The sequence below is a fragment of the Pluralibacter sp. genome (assembly GCF_019237635.1).
Classification (GTDB): Bacteria; Pseudomonadota; Gammaproteobacteria; order Enterobacterales; family Enterobacteriaceae; genus Enterobacter_B.
Genome location: NZ_JAFAGS010000186.1, coordinates 57,524 through 73,087, shown reverse-complemented (window position 1 = coordinate 73,087; position 15,564 = coordinate 57,524). Strand labels below are relative to the sequence as shown.

Genomic DNA, 15,564 nt, shown 5'->3' with positions numbered 1-15,564 from the left:
GAATCCATGTCACTTTGAGTGCCCACACAGATTGTCTGATAAATTGTTAAAGAGCAGTGCAACGCGGCTTTCGCTCACCGTTGCGAGGTCCCGTATAATACGTTTTCCTCATTCAGAGTCAAGCGTTTATTTTTGCTTTTCTCTGTGGTGTTCATCGCTGGTTTTCACCGGAGAACCCCGCTGACCCGGCGGCTTACAGGCCGTTGTTCCGTGTCAGTGGAGGCGCATTATAGGGAGTAATTCTGAAGTGACAAGAGGAAATTTCAAAAAACTTTTCGTTCGGCTATTTTCCAGGCGATGAGCCGGTTTTACAGGCTATTTGCGCACGAAATGAGCGATTTCCTGGGCAAAAACGGCAACCTGACGCCAGTCGGTATACACCACCTCTTTATGTGTGTCGGTTTCCCCACCGGTCATCTTCATAATCAACCGAATCATAAAGCGATCGAACCAGCGGTAACGGGGGTAACGCAGCGCCCCGGCGAAAACGGCACAAAGATCCGGATGCCACGGTGAGTGCAACAGAAACTTGCGCGTATAGCTATTGGTTTGCGGCGTACTCTTCTCCGGCTTGCGCGCCACCAGGTTCACCGAGTAAAACGCGGAAGGCACCTGCGCCAGCGACTGTTGATGCTTTTTCACGAAGCTCTCGAGCAGCGGATGAAAGTGTCCGTAACGAATCGATGCGCCAATCACCACGCCATGATAGGCCTGCCAGTCAATCTGCTCCGAACGATGCAGGTTCACGACATCCACGTCGAAGCCCTGCTCTTTAAGTTCGGACGCCAGCGAAGCGGCAATTTCGCGCGTTTGCCCATCGCGCGTGGAGAACAGAATCAATAGTTTCACAGACACTCCTGTTATTCGCGCCAGAAGGTGGGGGTAAACAGCACCAGCAGCGTAAAGACCTCCAGACGACCAAACAGCATATTGGCAATCAGGATCCATTTCGCAACCGGGTTCATGCTGGCAAAGTTGTCGGCTACCACGCCAAGTCCCGGTCCGAGGTTATTGAGGGTCGCCACAACGGACGCAAATGCCGAGAAATCATCCACACCAGTCGCGATGATAGCCAGCATGCTGACAATAAAGACCAGCGCGTAAGCGGAGAAGAAGCCCCACACCGCCTCCAGAATACGTTCCGGCAGCGCGCGGTTGCCAAGCTTGATGCTGTACACCGCATTCGGGTGTACCAGACGCTTCAGCTCGCGATTGCCCTGCTTAAACAACAGCAGGATACGGATAACCTTCAACCCCCCTCCCGTTGACCCCGCGCAACCGCCGATAAACGCGGAGCACAGCAGCAGTACCGGCAGGAACAGCGGCCAACGTGCGATGCTGTCGGTGGTGAAACCTGCGGTCGTCGCCATTGACACGACCTGAAAAAACGCCTGGTTGAGCGTCGTCATCGCCGAGTTATAAACATCGTGGAACCACAGCACCAAGGTACACACCACCACCAGCGTCAGCTGCACACCGATAAACATTCTGAATTCGGGGTCGCGCCAGTAAACCTTGAGGCTACGACCGCTCAGCAGTGAAAAGTGCAGGCCATAGTTACATCCGGAGATTAAAAGGAAGATAGCGATGATGGTGTTGATCGTTGGGCTGTTGAAGTAGCCCACGCTGGCATCGTGCGTGGAGAAACCGCCGATAGCGATAGTGGCAAAGCTGTGCCCAATCGCGTCAAAGGCGGGCATCCCCGCAAACCACAGCGCCAGCGCGCAGGCTACCGTCAGCAACACATAAATCAGCCACAGCGTTTTCGCCGTCTCAGCGATACGCGGGCGCATTTTGTTATCTTTCAACGGTCCGGGCATTTCGGCCCGATAGAGCTGCATTCCCCCGACGCCCAGTATCGGCAGGATGGCCACCGCCAGCACAATGATCCCCATGCCGCCAAACCACTGTAGCATCTGGCGGTAAAAGAGGATGGCATGGGGAAGCGAATCCAACCCCACCAGCGTCGTCGCGCCGGTCGTCGTTAAGCCGGAGAAGGATTCAAAGAAAGCGTCAGTCACCGTCAGGTTCGGCTGCTCGGCAAAAATGAAGGGCAACGCACCCACGCTCCCCAGCACCGTCCAGAACAGCACAACAATAAGAAAACCTTCGCGGGATTTGAGCTCGCCTTTTTGCTTACGGTTAGGCCACCACAACAGAGAGCCAATCGCCAGCGCGACGAAAAACGTCTGCGTGAACGCGCGTCCTGCGCCATCGCGGTATATCAATGCCACCAGCCCGGGAACAATCATCGTTCCTGAAAACAAAATGACCAGAAGGCCAACGATTCGGGTTATGGCGCGAAAATGCATCACTACCGCTTCCTTAGATAAACAAAAGTAAACCGGGGATTATTCGTCAATCTCGCGCAATTGCAACGCGCCACGACTAAAATCAGCCAGTTTGACCGAAAAAGCCGCCAGTTCAGCCTGCGCCAGCGCCACACGCAGTTGCACAACAGCCTGGTAATCGCTGCTCACAATTTTGCCGGAAAACTGCCCAAGTAAGGATTCAACCCCCGCCAGTTGGGCATAATCGCACTGCAACGTATATTCCGTTAGCGGCGTCTTGCGCTCGGTGACAAGCGCCGCCAGCGCCTGATGGACACCGCCGCCGTAGGCTTTCACCAGACCGCCGGTACCCAGCAGGATCCCGCCGTAATAGCGGACAACCACCGCGGTTATCTCACCAACACCGCTCCCCATCAGTTGAGCAAGCATGGGTTTTCCCGCGGTACCTGCCGGTTCACCATCATCGGAAAACCCCAACTGCTGCGAATCATCAGGCGGCCCCGCCACCCACGCCACACAGTGGTGGCGCGCGTCCGGGTGCGCCGCTTTCACCGACTCAACAAACGCTTTCGCCGCCTCTACGCCATTGGTATGCGCCAGAAGCGTAATGAAGCGGCTTTTCTTGATCTCCTCAACGACCGTGACCGGCGCCGCCGGAATAAGCCAGCTCTCCATTACGCCAGCTTCAGGTCCCGCGTCATGTTCTCCACGCTCTTCTCGTGGATCACGACGTTATCTTCAATACGAATGCCGCCGAACGGCTTCAGCGCTTCAATTTTCTGCCAGTTGAAGTGCTTGCTGAACTGGCCTTCACGCCATGGCCTCAGCAGGGACTCAATAAAGTAGATGCCCGGTTCAATGGTCAGCACCATACGCGGCGCCAGCACACGGGTGCAGCGCAGGTACGGATATTTAGACGGCGCGGCAAGATGCGTGCCGGTATCATCCTGCATAAACCCAGCCGCATCGTGCACCTGCAGCCCCAGCGGATGACCGATACCGTGCGGCATAAACGGCCCGGTAATGTCGTTTTCCACCATCGCCTCTTCACTCATATCGGTAATGATGCGGTGCTTACGCAGCAGTTTCGCGATGCGCTGATGGAACTGCACGTGGTAATCGACGTAGCTTACGCCCGCCTTCATGGTGCCGATCAACGCCAGTTGTTCATCGTTCACATCTTTAATCAGATGAGCAAAATCGTTATCGCCATGCGCCGCCCAGGTTCGGGTCAGGTCAGCCGCATAACCGTTGTACTCCGCCCCTGCATCAAGCAGGAAGCTGCGAATTTCCGACGGCGCGCGATGATCCAGTTTGGTGTAATGCAGCACGGAGGCATGCTCGTTGAGCGCGACGATATTGCTGTAAGGCACATCGGTATCGCGCTGCCCCGTTGCGGTCAGGTAAGCGAGGTTAATATCAAACTCACTCATTCCGGACAAAAACGCTTCGTGCGCGGCGCGGTGGCCGTTAACCGCCATCTTCTGCGCTTCGCGCATGCAGAGCAGTTCATAATCGGTTTTATACGCGCGGTAGTAGTGCAGGTAATCGATAACCCCTTTCGGGTTGATATTGTCCGCCGCAATATCCAGCCCCAGCGCACGCTCGGCGACCGACCCAATATAGGCGATATTACCGCGCGCGGCAGGCAGTTGGCCGCCAATACCATCGGCTTTCGGCAGAGCAATCACCTCGACGTCATCGGTCCAGAAAGAGGTCGGCAGCGGCTCGACGTTGTGCCAATAGTCTACCGGCAGATAAAACCACAGCTTCGGCTTATTGACGCCATCCACCAGCAGCCAGCAGTTCGGCACCTGGGTAACAGGCACCCACGCTTTAAACTGCGGGTTTACCTTAAACGGGTACGGATGATCATCAAGAAAGACGTTAAACAGTTCGCCAGAATGAATAAGTAGCGCATCAAGCTTAAAACGCTCCAGCACATTGCGGGTCCGTTCCTGTAGCGTAACGATATGATTTTTATAGAGCGTGGCCAGCGATTCCATGTTTTACCCTTCTGTTTTTTGACCATAAGTCCCCGCATCTTAGCACATCGATTCAGGGGTGTGATTTCTACCGAGCGTGATCCAGTCGTCATTTTCTTAAAGAGTAATTTGCATTTTTTTAACATAAAATCCACACTCCGATGCATCTGGTATGACCAGATCACTTTGCTGGATTCAGGAGACTGACATGCTCTACAAAGGCGATACCCTGTACCTCGACTGGCTGGAAGATGGCATTGCCGAACTGGTGTTCGATGCCCCCGGTTCGGTCAACAAGCTCGATACTGCAACCGTAGCCAGCCTCGGCCAGGCGCTGGACGTCCTCGAAAAACAAAAAGATCTCAAGGGCCTGCTGCTGCGTTCTGAAAAAGCCGCGTTTATCGTCGGCGCCGATATCACCGAATTTTTATCCCTGTTCCAGGTTCCACAGGAACAATTAAGCCAGTGGCTGCATTTTGCCAACAGCGTCTTTAGCCGCCTGGAAGACCTGCCGGTTCCGACCCTCTCCGCCGTCAATGGCTATGCGCTTGGCGGCGGTTGCGAATGCGTACTGGCGACCGACTATCGACTGGCAACGGCCGATCTGCGTATCGGCCTACCGGAGACCAAACTGGGTATTATGCCCGGCTTTGGCGGCTCGGTTCGTTTGCCGCGTATGCTCGGCGCCGACAGCGCGCTGGAGATCATCGCCGCAGGTAAAGACGTCGGCGCAGAAGAAGCGCTGAAAATTGGCCTGGTCGACGGCATTGTCAAAGCGGAGAAGCTGCGCGATGGCGCGATGGCGATATTGCGTCAGGCCATCGACGGCGCCCTTGACTGGAAAGCCAAACGCCAGCCAAAACTGGAGCCGTTGAAGCTCAGCAAAATTGAAGCCGCCATGAGCTTCACCATCGCCAAAGGTATGGTGGCGCAGACGGCAGGTAAGCATTACCCGGCGCCGATGACGGCGGTAAAAACCATTGAAGCGGCAGCCCGCCTTGGCCGCAACGAGGCCCTGGCGCTTGAGAACCAGAGTTTTGTTCCCCTGGCGCACTCCAATGAAGCCCGCGCGCTGGTCGGTATCTTCCTTAACGATCAGTTTGTGAAAAGTCAGGCGAAAAAGCTGACCAAAAACGTTGAGACGCCAAAGCAGGCCGCCGTACTGGGCGCAGGCATCATGGGCGGCGGTATCGCTTACCAGTCGGCCTGGAAGGGCGTGCCAGTCATTATGAAGGACATCAACGATAAGTCCCTGACGCTCGGCATGACCGAAGCGGCCAAGCTGCTTAACAAACAGCTGGAACGTGGAAAAATCGATGGTCTGAAGCTGGCGGGGGTCATTTCGACCATTCACCCGACGCTTGACTATGCCGGTTTTGAGCGCGTTGATGTGGTCGTGGAAGCCGTCGTCGAAAACCCGAAAGTGAAAAAAGCGGTACTGGCGGAAACCGAAGACAAGATTCGCCCGGATACCGTGCTGGCCTCTAACACCTCGACGATACCGATTAGCGAACTGGCAAACGCCCTGCAGCGCCCGGAAAACTTCTGCGGCATGCACTTCTTTAACCCGGTGCACCGCATGCCGCTGGTTGAGGTCATTCGCGGCGAGAAAACGTCCGATACCACCATCGCTAAAGTGGTGGCATGGGCAAGTAAGATGGGCAAAACGCCAATCGTGGTGAACGACTGCCCTGGTTTCTTTGTTAACCGCGTGTTGTTCCCGTATTTCGCCGGTTTCAGCCAGCTGCTGCGCGACGGTGCGGATTTCCGCAAAGTCGATAAAGTCATGGAGAAACAGTTTGGCTGGCCGATGGGCCCGGCGTATCTGCTGGACGTCGTCGGCATCGACACCGCGCATCACGCTCAGGCGGTGATGGCGGCCGGTTTCCCACAGCGGATGCAGAAAGATTACCGCGATGCTATCGACGCGCTGTTTGACGCCAATCGCTATGGGCAGAAAAACGGCCTCGGCTTCTGGCGTTATAAAGAAGACAGCAAAGGTAAGCCGAAAAAAGAAGAGGACCCGGCAGTGGACAGCCTGCTCGCCGAGGTCAGTAAGCCGAAGCGCGACTTCACCGACGAAGAGATCATCGCCCGCATGATGATTCCGATGGTCAACGAAGTGGTGCGTTGCCTGGAAGAAGGCATCATCGCAAGCCCGGCGGAAGCCGATATGGCGCTGGTGTATGGCTTAGGTTTCCCTCCGTTCCACGGCGGCGCCTTCCGCTGGCTGGATACGTTGGGCAGCGCGAAGTATCTCGATATGGCGCAGCAGTACCAGCACCTCGGCGCCCTGTATGAGGTACCGGAAGGCCTGCGCGGCAAAGCGCGCCATAACGACGCATATTATCCCCCGGTTGAGCCTGCCCGTCCGGTTGGCGAGCTGAAAACGGCTTAAGGAGTCACAATGGAACAGGTTGTCATTGTCGATGCAATTCGTACCCCGATGGGCCGCTCAAAAGGCGGCGCATTTCGCAACGTGCGCGCTGAGGATCTCTCAGCGCACCTGATGCGTAGCCTGCTGGCGCGCAACCCGGCGCTGGATGCCACTACGATTGACGATATTTACTGGGGCTGCGTACAGCAAACCCTGGAACAAGGTTTCAACATCGCCCGCAACGCGGCGCTGCTGGCGGAAATCCCGCATTCGGTACCGGCTGTTACCGTCAACCGCCTGTGCGGCTCCTCAATGCAGGCGCTGCATGACGCTACCCGGATGATCATGACCGGTGACGCTGCGGTCTGCCTGGTCGGCGGCGTGGAACACATGGGCCACGTGCCGATGAGCCACGGCGTGGACTTCCACCCTGGCATGAGCCGCAATGTCGCCAAAGCGGCGGGTATGATGGGATTGACCGCAGAAATGCTCTCCCGCCTGCACGGCATCAGCCGCGAAATGCAGGACGCCTTTGCCGCGCGCTCCCACGCTCGCGCTTGGGCCGCCACCCAGTCGGGCGCCTTTAAAAACGAAATTATCCCGACCGGTGGTCATGACGCTGACGGCGTGCTGAAGCAGTTTACCTGGGATGAAGTTATCCGCCCGGAAACCACCGTCGAAACGCTCTCCACGCTGCGCCCGGCGTTTGACCCGGTGACTGGCACCGTCACCGCAGGCACCTCTTCCGCCCTCTCCGATGGCGCTGCGGCCATGCTGGTGATGAGCGAAAGTCGCGCCCGCGAACTGGGCCTCACCCCACGCGCCCGCGTGCGCTCAATGGCAGTCGTCGGTTGCGACCCGTCCATCATGGGTTACGGTCCGGTTCCGGCGTCGAAGCTGGCGCTGAAAAAAGCCGGTTTGACCACCCGCGATATCGACGTCTTCGAGATGAACGAAGCGTTCGCCGCGCAGATCCTGCCGTGTATCAAGGATCTGGGGCTGCTGGAGCAGATCGATGAGAAGATCAACCTCAACGGCGGCGCGATCGCCCTGGGTCATCCGCTGGGCTGCTCCGGCGCGCGCATCAGCACCACGCTTATCAATCAGATGGAGCGTAAAGACGCCCAGTTTGGCCTGGCGACAATGTGTATCGGCTTAGGTCAGGGGATCGCTACCGTCTTTGAACGTGTGTAGAAAAAAGCCGGGCTGCGATATGCAGCCCGGCCTGTGGTTTAGTTGCCGTTCTTCCCGCCTGTCAGGGGCGGGTTTTTTTATTTTCGCTGGCGCTAAATGAAAGAGAACGCATCGCCGAACAGGCGATCTTCACGCGCGTTGCGCTCGTTGCAGAACAGGTCGCGGGCAATTTTCGCCATTTCAAAACGACCTGCAATGTAGATGTCCTGTTCTACCAGCGTACCGTAATCCTGCAGCACCGCCGTCAGCACCGTACCCGTACGACCGCGCCAGCCCGGCTCAGGCTGCTCAACCACCGGCTCCACCCGCAGATTCGGGTGCTCAACCGCCAGCGCTTCCAGCTCGGCTAAATCGTACAAATGCTTCTCTTCACGCCCGCCCCAGTAAATCGCGATATCGCGATTCGGGTTTTGCGCCAGCGCGGTTAACAAAATAGAACGCACGTAGGAGAACCCGGTTCCCCCGGCAATCAGCACCATCGGACGCGTGTTGTCATCGTCGCGCAGCCAGGCGTCGCCATGGGGAATATCCACCACGATCTCGCGCTCTTTCAGAATGCGATCCATCACCGCCATCGCATACAGATTCAACTCGGATGCGCCAATATGCAGCTCAATAAACGTGTGCTCTGCGGGGGTGGACGCCATGGAGAAAGGACGTTTGTCCCGCTCGTCCATCACCACCATCAGGTACTGGCCAGCGCGAAAGGAAAATGCCGCTTCGGGTTCTAAACGAACGCGATATACCGTGTCGGTAATAGCGTCTACCGATGTCACTTTACAGCTTAAGGTTGTCATGCGCTCCCTCTGTCGGGTCTATATGGCAAACACGGCCGCCCTCAGGCGCTTTTACCGTCATTAAAGATAGCCAGCTCGTCCCAGATGGCGTCGATTCTCGCCGTCACCTCGGGATCCTTTTTAATCGGGCGTCCCCATTCGCGTTGGGTTTCGCCAGGCCATTTATTGGTGGCATCCAGCCCCATCTTTGAACCCAAACCGGAAACCGGCGAGGCAAAGTCCAGATAATCTATTGGCGTGTTCTCCACCAGAACCGTATCACGCGCCGGATCCATGCGGGTCGTTATCGCCCATATCACGTCGTTCCAGTCACGCGCGTTCACGTCGTCATCGCAGACAATCACGAACTTGGTATACATAAACTGCCGCAGGAACGACCAGACGCCCATCATGACGCGCTTGGCGTGCCCGGCGTACTGTTTCTTCATCGTTACCACCGCCAGACGATAGGAGCACCCTTCCGGCGGCAGGTAGAAATCGACAATCTCAGGGAACTGCTTTTGCAGAATCGGCACGAACACTTCATTGAGCGCCACTCCCAGCACCGCAGGCTCATCAGGCGGACGGCCAGTATAGGTGGAGTGGTAAATCGCATCTTCGCGCTGCGTCACATGCGTTACGGTAAATACCGGAAAACTATCTACTTCATTGTAGTAACCCGTATGGTCGCCATACGGACCTTCCGGCGCCGTTTCACCTGCTTCAATATAGCCCTCCAGCACGATCTCCGCGCTGGCCGGAACTTCAAGATCGTTGGAGATACACTTCACGACTTCGGTTTTGGTGCCGCGCAGCAGCCCGGCAAACGCGTACTCAGACAGTGTGTCCGGCACTGGCGTGACCGCGCCAAGAATCGTCGCAGGATCGGCGCCCAGCGCGACCGATACCGGGAAACGCTCGCCCGGATGTGCCGCACACCACTCCTGAAAATCCAGCGCGCCGCCGCGGTGCGACAGCCAGCGCATAATAAGTTTGTTGCGACCGATGAGCTGCTGACGATAAATACCGAGATTCTGCCGCTCTTTATGCGGGCCACGGGTTACCGTCAGCCCCCAGGTAATCAGCGGCGCGGCATCTTCCGGCCAGCAGGTCATGATCGGAATACGGTTGAGATCCACGTCGTCGCCCTGCATCACTTTCTGCTGACACGGCGCGTTACGCAGGCACTTCGTCGGCATATTCAGCACCTGCTTGAACTGCGGCAGCTTATCGATCAGGTCACGGAACCCTTTCGGCGGCTCAGGCTCTTTCAGGAACGCCAGCAGCTTTCCGACTTCACGCAGCGCACTGACATCTTCCTGCCCCATGCCCATGGCGACGCGACGCGGCGTGCCGAACAGGTTGCACAACACCGACATGTCGAAACCCTTTGGGTTTTCAAACAGCAGCGCCGGGCCTCCCGCACGCAGGGTACGATCGGCAATTTCGGTGATTTCAAGATGGGGATCGACAGGCAGGGTGATGCGTTTAAGCTCCCCCTGTTGTTCCAGCAATGTCAGAAAGTCGCGCAGATCGTGGTATTTCATGGAGTCAACAATAACCTCTTTGTAAGCGCTTCATTATACGGCCTTCAGCCGCGCTATGCTGTAATTTTGTTAAATTAGCGTGAAGTCTGAGAACATCCGCACAGGTAAGAATCGCCTTCGCTATCGCGGCGCGCTTTTGTTATGCTTACTGCGATATTTTGGAAAGAGTGATTATGCAAGCCTGGTATTTACTGTACTGCAAACGTGGGCAACTTCAGCGTGCTCAGGAACATCTCGAACGACAGGCCGTAAATTGCCTGACGCCTATGATTGCACTGGAGAAAATCATCCGCGGCAAGCGTACCACCGTCAGCGAACCACTTTTCCCCAATTATCTGTTTGTGGAATTCGACCCTGAAGTCATCCACACCACCACCATCAATGCGACGCGTGGCGTCAGCCACTTCGTTCGCTTTGGCGCGCACCCGGCGCTGGTTCCCTCCACGGTCATTCACCAGCTTTCGGTCTACAAACCGGAAGGTATCCTGGACCCGCAAACGCCGCACCCTGGCGACAGCGTCGTTATCACCGAAGGCGCGTTTGAAGGGTTGAAAGCCATTTTCACCGAGCCCGATGGCGAGGCCCGATCCATGCTGCTGCTCAATCTGCTCAACCAGCAGATCCTGCAAAGCGTGAAAAACACCGACTTCCGTAAGTCCTGAGGCTAAAACGCCACGCCAAACAGGCTTCTCACGTTGTTATCCGTCTCCCGGGAAAGCCACTGCGCATCTTCACCCCGCCAGTGGGCAATTCGCGCCATAATATGCGCCAGATAAGCAGGCTCGTTACGTCGTGAACTGGGCTTTGGCATCATATCGCGCGGCAACAGGTATGGCGCATCGGTTTCCACCATCAGACGGTTCGCCGGAATCAGCGGCAGCATATCGCGCAGCGCCAGACCACGACGCTCATCGCATACCCACCCGGTAATGCCGATATACAGCCCGTGGCGCAGACAATCCTGGAGTTCGTCGCGGTGCCCGGTAAAACAGTGCAGTACCCCACCCGGCAGCTTATCAAGCCAGGGCGACAGCAGCGCCATAAACCGTTCATGCGCGTCGCGACAGTGGAGAAATACCGGCATCCCGCACTCTGCCGCCAGCGCAAGCTGAGCGCTGAACGCCGCCTCCTGCTCCTGTGGAGTGGAAAAATTACGGTTGAAATCGAGACCACACTCACCGATCGCCACCACCTCAGGCGCCTGCGCCAGCATACGAACACGCTGTTCCGTTTCCCGGGTCCAACGGCTACTGTCATGCGGATGCACGCCCGCCGTCGACCAGCAGCGCGCGTGGCGTTGCGCTAACGTCAGCGCCCGCTCGCTTTCGTGCAGATTGGTACCAGTCAGCAACATACCGCTCAACCCCGCCGCAAAGGCGCGCTCAACGACCGCATCGTGGTCGCGGGCAAACTGCGAACTGGTCAGGTTTACGCCGATATCAAACATACAGACTCCCATACAACAACCGCCCTTTCGGGCGGCTGGTGATTATTCTTCTTTGGTTTCCGTTTCGGATTCGCTGTCTTCTTCAGCGTCGCTATCGCGCGTCAACCGTTTGCCGGTATAGAAGCGCGAGAAAAAGATCCCCACTTCAAACAAGCAATACATCGGAATGGCAAGCAGCGTCTGCGAAAACACGTCCGGCGGCGTCAGCAACATCCCCACCACAAACGCGCCAACCAGCACGTAAGGGCGCTTCTTACGCAAGTCTTCCGGCGTGGTCACGCCCACCCAACACAGCAGCACAATGGCGACCGGCACCTCAAACGACACGCCGAAGGCCATAAACAGCGCCATAACGAAATCGAGGTAGCTGCGGATATCCGTCGACACCTGCACGCCGACAGGCGCGGTGTGGGTCAGGAAACCAAACGCCAGCGGGAAGACCACGAAGTACGCGAACGCCATACCGATATAGAACAGTAGCGTACTGGAGACCAGCAACGGCACCACCAGACGGCGTTCATGTTTATACAGCGCTGGCGCCACAAACGCCCACACCTGATAAAGAATAACCGGCGCAGACAGAATGATGGAGACCATAAAGGTCAGCTTGATCGGGGTGAAGAACGGCGACGCGACGTCGGTCGCAATCATCGTCGCCCCTGCCGGCATATGCTTGATGAGCGGCGCCGAAACCAGCTGATAAATGTCATTGGCGAAGTAAACCAACGCCAGAAAAATCACAAAGACCGCAATGATGCAGTTGATCAGGCGTTTACGGAGCTCAATCAAATGCGCGATCAGCGGTTGAGTATCTTCTACGCCCATGTTTACGGTTTATCACTCGATACGGGGGATGGTTCGGCAACCGGTGCCGTCGTCTTTACGCTCGCGCTGACCTTCTCGTCAGGCGCCGCCGCGTTCTGTTCAGTGGACATGGATTCAGTTGCCCGAGCGTCGCCGTGGGTCTGAAGCTCCGCCGCCGCAGGCGGCGCGTCATCCGCCTTCGCCGCCGGGCTATGGATAGTATTGGCTTCGTCGCCCGCTTTTTCCGGATCGTGCTGCGTGTAGGAACGCTTCATCGACTCCGCCGCTTCACGCAGCTCATCCATAGAGGCTTTTAGCTCGGGCGTCAGATTATCCAGACTGGCTTTTTCGACCTTTTTCAGGCTTTCCTGAAACTCCTGCAGTTTCAGCTCCTGAGCGAGCTCATTTTGTACCGTTGATGCCAGGGAGCGCAGCGCACGCACCCATCCCGCAACGGTCTTCACCGCAACGGGTAGCCGCTGCGGCCCAAGGACGACCAGGCCGATAATAAATACCAGCAACAGTTCACTGAAACCAATGTCGAACACGAATTACACCTGCTCTTTGTCGTGGCGTTTTGCATCGTCTTTTTTGGCGTCATCCTGCTTTTCAGACAATGATTTCGTTGGGAAATCAGCGTCCTGAGAGGATTTGTCCTGTTTGTCTTTGTCTTCGTCATCGCTCATGGCTTTTTTAAAGCCTTTGATCGATGCGCCCAGGTCAGACCCCAACGAGCTCAGCTTTTTCGTCCCGAAAAGCAGAACTACGATAACGACGATAATCAATAACTGCCAAATACTGATACCACCCATACATGTTCCTCTGTGCCAGATGATAAATTAACCATTGGCGTGCATGTTACACGCCTTCTTGATGATGATGCAAAAATCAGCGACCTTTCCGCCAACCGATAAACCACACCACCAGACCTCCTGCCATCAGCCAGGCGGGATGCATTCCCCACTCAGGACGGTTGATCAACAGTAATGTACCGCTGAGCATGAGCACCGACCCGACGCCAAACAGATAACGAGACTGCCCCTGACGAACAGGATTCGCTTCCATTGCGCGGGCGATTTTATCAATGCTCAGCTGCAGGTGTTTGCCCTGGCGCAAAGTGTCATAAATCAGTTCAGGAATTTCCGGCATTTTTTCGATCCAGAACGGCGCTTTCTCTTTTAATGCACGCGCCAGCGCCGGAAGCCCCACCTGATCTTTGAGCCATGATTCAAGGAAAGGTTTCGCCGTCTTCCATAAGTCTAACTGAGGATAGAGCTGCCTTCCTACGCCCTCAACGTAAAGTAATGTTTTTTGCAGTAAAACCAGCTGCGGCTGCACTTCCATATTGAAGCGGCGCGCGGTATTAAACAGATTCAACAGCACGTGGCCGAAGGAAATTTCCGCCAGCGGTTTTTCAAAAATGGGTTCACACACCGTACGAATCGCAAATTCAAACTCTTCAACGTTAGTATCGGCAGGCACCCAGCCGGAATCCACGTGCAGCTCGGCAACCTTGCGGTAATCGCGGTTGAAGAAGGCAATAAAGTTTTCCGCCAGATAGCGCTTATCTTCTTTATTCAGCGAGCCGACGATACCGCAGTCAATGCCGATATATTTTGGGTTTTCCGGGTGCTCGTAGCTGACAAAGATATTCCCCGGATGCATATCCGCATGGAAAAAGCTGTCGCGAAACACCTGGGTGAAGAATACCTGCACGCCGCGCTCGGCCAGCAGTTTCATGTTCGTACCCTGCTTCTCCAGTGTTTCGATATCCGATACCGGGATACCGTAGATACGCTCCATTACCAGCATGTTCTGGCTGCAATAGTCGGAGAAAACCTCAGGCACATACAGCATGGGGCTGTTTTCGAAATTGCGCCGCAGCTGGATGGCGTTCGCCGCCTCACGCAGCAGGTTCAGCTCGTCAATCAGCGTTTTTTCATACTCGCGCACCACTTCCAGCGGACGCAGACGGCGACCATCCGGCAGCAGGCGAGGCACCCAACGCGCCAGGCGATAGATAAGCTTCATATCCGCTTTGATGACCGGCAGGATATCAGGGCGGATCACTTTGATAACCACCTCCTGGCCGTTTTCTTTCAGCTTCGCGGTATGTACCTGCGCGATAGACGCAGACGCCAGCGGCTGAACATCGAAATCGTCAAACCAGCTTTCTACCGGAATATCGCCCATCGCCTTTTCGATCTGCTTTTGCGCCAGCGCGCCGTCGAACGGCGCCACGCGGTCCTGCAATAGCGCCAGCTGATCGGCGATTTGCGGCGGGAAAAGATCGCGGCGGGTAGAGAGCATCTGACCGAATTTGATCCATACCGGCCCCAGTTGCTGCAGCGCAAGACGCAGGCGTTCGCCTAACGGCTGATGTTTATGGCGGTTCGGCATCCAGAAAAGCATACGTCGCCAGATACGTAGCGGCAGCGTAATACGAATTTTGGGAATGAGCTCATCAAGCCCGTAACTCAAAAAAGTATGGATGATAAAATACAGGCGCCGAATTTCCCCTGGCGTCATTTCCCCTCCAGTTTTTCCAGCCGTTTGCTGAAGGCTTCGACGGCGCGTTCAACCGCCGCCGTCTCTTCAGCAAACCACGCGACTTCCAACGGTCCCGGCGCCATGCGCCACTCTTCAGTGATCGCTTGTGCAACATACTGCTGCTGGCGCTGCAGACCGCGTTTGAGGAACCTTGCGCCGCCACGCAACACTTTACTGACGCCCTCTGCGGCGATATCTCCAGTATAGGGCGCCAGCAACTCGGCGGGGTCGAACTCCGCCAGGTCGGCGAGCGCGACAAAATTCTGTACAACCTGCAGATCACCATCGACTTCGAGATCGCCGCTGCGAATAAGCGCCGTCAGTTGCTGTCGGTTACGCAACTGCGGCAACACGCCGACGCGCGTCATGACCGTGCAGTCGGCTTCGCCTTCCCATGCGCCGAGTACGTCAATTTGCCGATCGCTGAACACCAGCACCAGCGGCGACGTGAACTCTTTCAACTCCACACGCAGCACTTTCCCCAAGAGCCGCTGGCGCGCCGGTTTCAGCGCGCGTTCGCGCCACAGGAAAGTATTCAACGCGCTTTCAATACCTGCGGTCACTAAGGGTTGAAAAGGCATGATGCACTCCTG

General features: G+C 56.3%; 15 protein-coding genes. 3 read left to right on the top strand and 12 right to left on the bottom strand.

What is annotated here, in order from left to right; translation table 11 throughout:
- Nucleotides 1-315: 315 nt before the first annotated feature.
- The 4 genes from hemG to pepQ are packed head-to-tail and all read right to left on the bottom strand — an operon-like array spanning nucleotide 316 to nucleotide 4,297.
- Entirely contained in the window at nucleotides 316-849 is a 534-nt protein-coding gene (hemG, locus tag JO226_RS22865) for a menaquinone-dependent protoporphyrinogen IX dehydrogenase (RefSeq protein ID WP_296407812.1), read from the bottom strand.
- A gap of 11 nt (nucleotides 850-860) precedes the next feature.
- Entirely contained in the window at nucleotides 861-2,312 is a 1,452-nt protein-coding gene (gene trkH / locus JO226_RS22860; protein WP_296407821.1) for a Trk system potassium transporter TrkH, read from the bottom strand.
- Between the two features lie 39 nt (nucleotides 2,313-2,351).
- Entirely contained in the window at nucleotides 2,352-2,966 is a 615-nt protein-coding gene (locus tag JO226_RS22855) for an IMPACT family protein (protein WP_296407811.1), read from the bottom strand.
- Entirely contained in the window at nucleotides 2,966-4,297 is a 1,332-nt protein-coding gene (gene pepQ, locus JO226_RS22850; protein ID WP_296407809.1) for a Xaa-Pro dipeptidase, read from the bottom strand. Before pepQ ends, JO226_RS22855 begins: the two co-directional genes overlap by 1 nt.
- Nucleotides 4,298-4,484: 187 nt before the next feature.
- On the opposite strand from pepQ, the gene fadB reads away from it, so the two are divergent.
- Together fadB and fadA are read left to right on the top strand one after the other, a co-directional pair.
- Nucleotides 4,485-6,674: a fatty acid oxidation complex subunit alpha FadB gene (gene fadB / locus JO226_RS22845; protein WP_296407806.1), complete on the top strand. Its 2,190-nt coding sequence runs from the start codon at nucleotides 4,485-4,487 to the stop codon at nucleotides 6,672-6,674.
- 9 nt (nucleotides 6,675-6,683) lie between these two features.
- On the top strand, nucleotides 6,684-7,847 hold the full coding sequence (gene fadA, locus JO226_RS22840; RefSeq protein ID WP_296407803.1) for an acetyl-CoA C-acyltransferase FadA: 1,164 nt from the start codon (nucleotides 6,684-6,686) through the stop codon (nucleotides 7,845-7,847).
- A gap of 92 nt (nucleotides 7,848-7,939) precedes the next feature.
- Here the strand turns inward: fadA and fre are convergent, their stop codons facing one another.
- Entirely contained in the window at nucleotides 7,940-8,644 is a 705-nt protein-coding gene (fre, locus tag JO226_RS22835; protein ID WP_296407801.1) for an NAD(P)H-flavin reductase, read from the bottom strand.
- 41 nt (nucleotides 8,645-8,685) lie between these two features.
- Nucleotides 8,686-10,170, bottom strand: coding sequence for a 4-hydroxy-3-polyprenylbenzoate decarboxylase (gene ubiD, locus JO226_RS22830; RefSeq protein WP_296407800.1), 1,485 nt, complete (start codon nucleotides 10,168-10,170; stop codon nucleotides 8,686-8,688).
- Between the two features lie 173 nt (nucleotides 10,171-10,343).
- On the opposite strand from ubiD, the gene rfaH reads away from it, so the two are divergent.
- Entirely contained in the window at nucleotides 10,344-10,832 is a 489-nt protein-coding gene (gene rfaH, locus JO226_RS22825; protein WP_296407798.1) for a transcription/translation regulatory transformer protein RfaH, read from the top strand.
- A gap of 2 nt (nucleotides 10,833-10,834) precedes the next feature.
- Here rfaH and tatD read toward each other — a convergent pair whose 3' ends face one another.
- The 6 genes from tatD to JO226_RS22795 form a co-directional block, all read right to left on the bottom strand.
- The gene (tatD, locus tag JO226_RS22820; RefSeq protein WP_296407796.1) at nucleotides 10,835-11,617 is read right to left on the bottom strand and encodes a 3'-5' ssDNA/RNA exonuclease TatD; all 783 of its coding nucleotides are present in this window, start codon (nucleotides 11,615-11,617) and stop codon (nucleotides 10,835-10,837) included.
- Nucleotides 11,618-11,659: 42 nt separating this feature from the next.
- On the bottom strand, nucleotides 11,660-12,442 hold the full coding sequence (gene tatC / locus JO226_RS22815; RefSeq protein ID WP_296407794.1) for a Sec-independent protein translocase subunit TatC: 783 nt from the start codon (nucleotides 12,440-12,442) through the stop codon (nucleotides 11,660-11,662).
- A 2-nt stretch (nucleotides 12,443-12,444) separates the two neighbouring features.
- Entirely contained in the window at nucleotides 12,445-12,969 is a 525-nt protein-coding gene (tatB, locus tag JO226_RS22810; protein ID WP_296407791.1) for a Sec-independent protein translocase protein TatB, read from the bottom strand.
- 3 nt (nucleotides 12,970-12,972) lie between these two features.
- On the bottom strand, nucleotides 12,973-13,233 hold the full coding sequence (tatA, locus tag JO226_RS22805; protein WP_296407790.1) for a Sec-independent protein translocase subunit TatA: 261 nt from the start codon (nucleotides 13,231-13,233) through the stop codon (nucleotides 12,973-12,975).
- A gap of 76 nt (nucleotides 13,234-13,309) precedes the next feature.
- A complete protein-coding gene (gene ubiB, locus JO226_RS22800) occupies nucleotides 13,310-14,950 on the bottom strand; it encodes a ubiquinone biosynthesis regulatory protein kinase UbiB (protein ID WP_296407788.1) in 1,641 nt (546 codons plus the stop codon).
- A complete protein-coding gene (locus tag JO226_RS22795) occupies nucleotides 14,947-15,552 on the bottom strand; it encodes an SCP2 domain-containing protein (protein ID WP_296407785.1) in 606 nt (201 codons plus the stop codon). Before JO226_RS22795 ends, ubiB begins: the two co-directional genes overlap by 4 nt.
- Nucleotides 15,553-15,564 lie beyond the last annotated feature (12 nt).

What these genes read in the sequence shown, in the direction of transcription:
- trkH (WP_296407821.1), bottom strand. Translation starts at nt 2,312, where the DNA reads ATGCATTTTCGCGCCATAACCCGAATCGTTGGCCTTCTGGTCATTTTG.
- JO226_RS22855 (WP_296407811.1), bottom strand. Translation starts at nt 2,966, where the DNA reads ATGGAGAGCTGGCTTATTCCGGCGGCGCCGGTCACGGTCGTTGAGGAG.
- pepQ (WP_296407809.1), bottom strand. Translation starts at nt 4,297, where the DNA reads ATGGAATCGCTGGCCACGCTCTATAAAAATCATATCGTTACGCTACAG.
- fadB (WP_296407806.1), top strand. Translation starts at nt 4,485, where the DNA reads ATGCTCTACAAAGGCGATACCCTGTACCTCGACTGGCTGGAAGATGGC.
- fadA (WP_296407803.1), top strand. Translation starts at nt 6,684, where the DNA reads ATGGAACAGGTTGTCATTGTCGATGCAATTCGTACCCCGATGGGCCGC.
- fre (WP_296407801.1), bottom strand. Translation starts at nt 8,644, where the DNA reads ATGACAACCTTAAGCTGTAAAGTGACATCGGTAGACGCTATTACCGAC.
- ubiD (WP_296407800.1), bottom strand. Translation starts at nt 10,170, where the DNA reads ATGAAATACCACGATCTGCGCGACTTTCTGACATTGCTGGAACAACAG.
- rfaH (WP_296407798.1), top strand. Translation starts at nt 10,344, where the DNA reads ATGCAAGCCTGGTATTTACTGTACTGCAAACGTGGGCAACTTCAGCGT.
- tatD (WP_296407796.1), bottom strand. Translation starts at nt 11,617, where the DNA reads ATGTTTGATATCGGCGTAAACCTGACCAGTTCGCAGTTTGCCCGCGAC.
- tatC (WP_296407794.1), bottom strand. Translation starts at nt 12,442, where the DNA reads ATGGGCGTAGAAGATACTCAACCGCTGATCGCGCATTTGATTGAGCTC.
- tatA (WP_296407790.1), bottom strand. Translation starts at nt 13,233, where the DNA reads ATGGGTGGTATCAGTATTTGGCAGTTATTGATTATCGTCGTTATCGTA.
- ubiB (WP_296407788.1), bottom strand. Translation starts at nt 14,950, where the DNA reads ATGACGCCAGGGGAAATTCGGCGCCTGTATTTTATCATCCATACTTTT.
- JO226_RS22795 (WP_296407785.1), bottom strand. Translation starts at nt 15,552, where the DNA reads ATGCCTTTTCAACCCTTAGTGACCGCAGGTATTGAAAGCGCGTTGAAT.